Genomic DNA, 4760 nt, shown 5'->3' with positions numbered 1-4760 from the left:
GTGGTGCATCAGCTGCGCATCAGCGGCGAACGCGAAGTGCCGTCGATCAAAGTGGGCGAGTTCGTGATGAACGAACTGCGCAAGCTTGACCATGTCGGTTATGTGCGTTTCGCCTCGGTCTATCGCAGCTTTGAGGACGTGGCCGATTTCCGCGAAGAAATCGAGAAGCTCGAACGCGACCTGCCTTCCAGCACCGAGCAACTGCAACTGCTGGGCGATGTGATTGCCCTCACCAAGAAAAAGAAGGGCTGACGGCCTCTGCTTCGGTAGCCGCCAACCTTGGTTGGCGCCGTGCCGCCCATCCACGCATGGCGTGGATCTACTGGGCTCTGCCAACCTTGGTTGGCGCCGTGCCGCCCATCCACGCATGGCGTGGATCTACTGGGCTCTGCCAACCTTGGTTGGTGCCGTGCCGCCCATCCACGCATGGCGTGGATCTACTGGGCTCTGTCAACCTTGGCTGGCACCGTGCTGACGGCGGTACCATGGCGGCATGAGCATATCGTTCACCGTCCTTGACCACCTGCACATGGCCGCCGCATTGCGGCTTGCCGAACGCGGTGCCTATACCACCCGTCCCAATCCGATGGTCGGCTGTGTGATCGCCCATGGCGAGCGCGTGGTCGGGCAGGGCTGGCACCAGCGCGCTGGCGGCCCGCATGCCGAAGTGTTCGCCCTGCGCGAAGCGGGCGGCGACGCGCGCGGTGCCACCGCCTACGTCACCCTGGAACCCTGCGCGCATTACGGCCGTACGCCGCCGTGCGCACTGGCGCTGATCGAGGCCGGCGTGTCGCGCGTGGTCGCGGCGATGCGCGACCCGTTCCCGAAAGTCGATGGCGGTGGTTTCGACCTGCTGCGCGACGCCGGCATCGAGGTCGCCGAGGGCTTGATGGCGGCACAGGCGCGGGAACTCAACAAGGGCTTCCTGTCGCGCGTGGAGCGCGGTCGTCCGTGGCTGCGGGTGAAGCTGGCCGCCAGCCTCGATGGCCGTACCGCGATGGCCGACGGCAGCTCGAAGTGGATCACCGGCCCCGCCGCTCGCGAAGATGTGCAGCACTGGCGCGCGCGCGCTGGCGCGATCCTCACCGGCGCCGACACCGTGATCGCCGACGACCCGATGCTGACCGTACGCCTGGCTGACACTGAAGTCATGCCGCCCCTGCGCGTCGTCCTCGATTCACGCCTGCGCTCGCTGGAATGCAGCCGTGTGCGCGAGGGTGGGGCGCCCACGCTGTACCTGCACGATGCAATGATCAGCCCGCCCGACGCCGCCGACGCGGCCTTTGCCAGCGTAGCCGTCCGCCACGGTCGCCTTGATCTGGGCGCGGTGTTGGCACTGCTGGCCGAGCGCGGCATCAACGAGGTGCACACCGAAGCCGGTGCAACCCTGGCCGGCGCGCTGGTGCGTGGTGGCTGGGTGGACGAGTTGCTGATGTACCAGGCGCCAACACTGCTGGGCGACAGCGGCCGCCCGTTGCTGGCCGACCTCGGCATCGACGTGATGGACCAACAGCGTCGATTGCATGTGGTCGACCAGCGCCAAGTGGGGGATGATCTGAGGTTGCTGTTGCGGGTGTAAGGCGAGACGTTCATCCACGCATGACGTGGATCCACCTTGCCCTGGTAGATGCCGACCTTGGTCGGCGCATTTGCTTCAAGTGCCCGGACACTCTGCCAGCGGAATCTGCACAGTTCAGAGGTATCCTCATCCACCCCGCGTGCGTCCCACACATCCAGCGGTAGCAGCCCCGCCAGCACCTGCAGGGTGTATGCCTGCTCGGGCGAGGGAGCAGCAGCAGATGTGTTCCACCACAGAACGCCCAGCAGGAAGCACAGGTGTCTCCTCGGCGCTGCCAATCGACCGCTCGTTGCTCCTGCCGCCATCAGTGCGTCTGCTTGGATGATTCGTTGTCACGTTTGGCTCCGCGGATCACGTTGAAGCGAAACACCGCCTCAACGGCGCCGCCCTCATCGCGACCGTTACGGTGTGCGGGCAGGTAACACCACTCCTGTGCGGCGTCCATCGCGGCAGCTTCCAGCAGGGCATTGCCACTGGACTGCACCACACGAACATCCAGAAGGCGGCCACCCGCGTCTACTTGCATCTGCAGGCGCACCATGCCGCTTTCGCGAGCCCTAACGGGAAAAACAACCCGGCGCGCAGCGCGGGTGGTGGGCTCGATCGAGACGCTGTCGCCGCGCTCGGTGAATACACTGCAGTCGGCGCGTGCGGTGAAGGTCCGGGTCGGCGTTGAGGCAAAGCGCTGCAGGCAAGTCACAACGTCGTCGTCTTCCCTGCAACCTGGCTTCTCGGTCTGCAGGCGACTCTGGGTCTGCTCGGGCCCGACTCCGCCGGCGGGTGGCGGTGCGCATGCGCCCAGTCCGGCCAGCGCAGACAGAAGAACCGTGCTGCGCAGATTCACTCGGTCACCGGCCCCGCAGGCGGCTCACTGCGATAGCCTTCCCACAGCGCGCGGTTCCGTTCATGGGTTCCCCGGCAATAGGCAGCGGCCAGCTCCGGCCCCAGCGTTCTCACCTTTTCTTCCACGGCATCCTGCAGGGTGGTGCCACGTTGCAGCGGGCTATCCGGATCATAGCGTTCGGCGAACTTCAGTTGAGCATCCAACATCAGGTCGCATACGGGAATGCCAGAGTACGCGGTGACCGCTTCCGCCTCGATCCGCTCGTCCCATGCCTGGAAGGGCATCAGCTGTTTCAAGAGCTCCAGCCCAAGAAGGCCCATGTCGATACTGGCCCATGGTCCGTTGTCGCCAACGCGCGAGAATTCCGCTCGCGCCTCGTACCTGGTGTCAGGCGCATCGCGCAGAATGGCTGCATACGTTTGCAGGAATGCCTTGGCCCCCTCCAAGCTCTGCTCTCCTGAGCGATGTCGTGCCTTGGCGTCACGGTAGGCCCCAAACGCAGCGGAAACATCGGGAAGCGTGCAGTGGTAGTCCACGATGCCGCGTTCGGACGAGTTGCTCTTTTCGATTCTGTCGGCAAGGCAGTGGATGGTCTTGCGACGTGCGCTGATGATGCTGGCTGCAGGCTCCTCGAAACCAGCCGCCAGATTTTCGAAAGCGTACAGCTCGTCGACGATGTCGGCGATGTCGCTTGCATCTGCCGTGCGAAGGCTGTTGCGCAGAGCGGCTTTGGCCTTCTCATCATTCTGGGTAATGACGCGCGCATGCGCATCGAAGGAATCTTCCAGCGAAAGTGCGGCGGGCGCCGCGGTAGCAGCCGCGAGGGGAGTGCCCAGCAGCAGGGCAAGAATCGGCTTCAACATGTCAGCACTTGGTCGATCGGAACGATGCCCGAGGATCTCGGGGAGCAGTTCCTGCGTCCATGCAATTAGTCTGAAAAACTGGACCCATGCTTCCGAAGCACGCCGCCGAGAAGATTTGAAAACTTTCCTATTCTTCTACGCGGAGCCGGCGGGCACAGTGGTGGGCCGTTTTTTGCAGGCCAGTGCATTGTCGCGTTCATATCGAGTCCTCGCGTTGTCTGTGCTTCTTCCTCTGGCCCTTCTGGTTCCAGCGACATCCTTGGCCAATGACGACCGTGAAGAACCCCTTGATGAACTGACCGTTGAGCAGGCCCTGCATGATCTGGTAGCCGTCATCGAGTGCCGTGCGCCGGCTGCGGTCAAGAAGCCTGTGCGTCGCAACCTGTGGCGGGTCGCACTGGGTGGAGAACCTCCGCAGGCGGCCTTTCGCGACTGGGAGGTAGGCAAGCAGGCCAACCCTTCATTGCACGAAGTGGAACTGCCGGCCCCCATTACTGCTTTCGGCCATTCGATCCGCCGCATCGCCGTCCTCTCTGGCGCCACGATGGCCATCATCGATGGCATACCGTTGGACGAAATATCGCGGCAGTTGGAGCTGCACCCGCTAAGCGTCAGTATGGCCCCGCATATTCGCCAGAGGACTCTGTCGCTGCGTAATAGCGGTGATGGCGGACTGCATACGCGCTTGTTGGTGGCATCGCGGATATCCACGCATCCGGACGCCATCCTGGTTGGGTGCGAAGAGGGCTTCGACACGCGCGCTGAGCAGTTGCGCAGGCGTGGCAAGGAGCCAGATGTGGTGTTCGCCCCGGGCATGGACATCGCCACCGAGCTGGACGATGTGCTGACCTGCAAGGCCGATGCGCTGCGCAACTACACTGCCGGTTGGGCGGTGGGCATGTCTGCACATACCTCTGACGCGCGCTTCAAAGGCTGGAAGGATGGGGAGGACGAGGACGGCCATCGCTGGTGGACGCCGCCGGCGCCGGTCATGATCGCCGGCAGGCCTGTCTCGCGTTTCATGAAGGTCGGTCAGACCCTCTATGCAGAACTTGATGGAAACATTGCCGGGKACCTGGCAGGCGAATGGGATCTCCCTCCGTATGAGGGCTGGGACGACGTCGCCTTCGTCGGCTTCCACGATACCGACACTGCCGCCGATGGCTGGCTGGAGAACCGCGCACGCATCGCGCGCGATTGGAGGCCCGGCAAAACGCTGCATGGCTGTGAGTACCTGCAGTATCGACCGGAGTTCGGCGAGGATCCAGATGATGATGACGAAGAATGACGATGGCGCGGAATCGCTGGGCGCCGTCCGGTATTGCAAGTGTGTACGCACGGGTCGCTCCACATCATCGCGGTGATCGGGCGCGGCCAAGTGGGCGACGACCTGCGCCTGCTGCTGCGGCCATGAAAAAGGGGGCGGAGGGAATTAAGTTCTTTTTTGCCACAAACGACATAATCCTCTCCGTCC

General features: G+C 63.7%; 5 protein-coding genes. 3 read left to right on the top strand and 2 right to left on the bottom strand.

Translation table 11 applies throughout. The features are described from left to right. The coding region (locus tag AC1VAN_RS11860; protein WP_480985859.1) for an ATP cone domain-containing protein at positions 1-252 on the top strand (252 nt) is incomplete at its 5' end. Between the two features lie 241 nt (positions 253-493). After that, a complete protein-coding gene (ribD, locus tag AC1VAN_RS11855) occupies positions 494-1579 on the top strand; it encodes a bifunctional diaminohydroxyphosphoribosylaminopyrimidine deaminase/5-amino-6-(5-phosphoribosylamino)uracil reductase RibD (protein ID WP_313282606.1) in 1086 nt (361 codons plus the stop codon). 304 nt (positions 1580-1883) lie between these two features. Here ribD and AC1VAN_RS11850 read toward each other — a convergent pair whose 3' ends face one another. Further along, positions 1884-2423 (bottom strand): energy transducer TonB, encoded by a 540-nt coding sequence (locus tag AC1VAN_RS11850; protein WP_478013625.1) that lies wholly within the window; start codon positions 2421-2423, stop codon positions 1884-1886. Next, entirely contained in the window at positions 2420-3286 is an 867-nt protein-coding gene (locus AC1VAN_RS11845; RefSeq protein WP_442251759.1) for a hypothetical protein, read from the bottom strand. The genes AC1VAN_RS11850 and AC1VAN_RS11845 overlap by 4 nt, the downstream gene beginning before the upstream one ends. 259 nt (positions 3287-3545) lie before the next feature. On the opposite strand from AC1VAN_RS11845, the gene AC1VAN_RS11840 reads away from it, so the two are divergent. Then, positions 3546-4574: a hypothetical protein gene (locus tag AC1VAN_RS11840; RefSeq protein ID WP_480985858.1), complete on the top strand. Its 1029-nt coding sequence runs from the start codon at positions 3546-3548 to the stop codon at positions 4572-4574. The last annotated feature ends 186 nt before the right edge of the window (positions 4575-4760 follow it).

Source organism: Stenotrophomonas sp. 05L44_2, assembly GCF_056665995.1.
The sequence above is the reverse complement of the archived record's forward strand: the minus strand, read 5'-3'. Positions and strand labels throughout refer to the sequence as shown.

Excerpts from the sequence above, each read along its gene's own strand:
- ribD (WP_313282606.1), top strand. The coding sequence starts at position 494 with ATGAGCATATCGTTCACCGTCCTTGACCACCTGCACATGGCCGCCGCA.
- AC1VAN_RS11845 (WP_442251759.1), bottom strand. The coding sequence starts at position 3,286 with ATGTTGAAGCCGATTCTTGCCCTGCTGCTGGGCACTCCCCTCGCGGCT.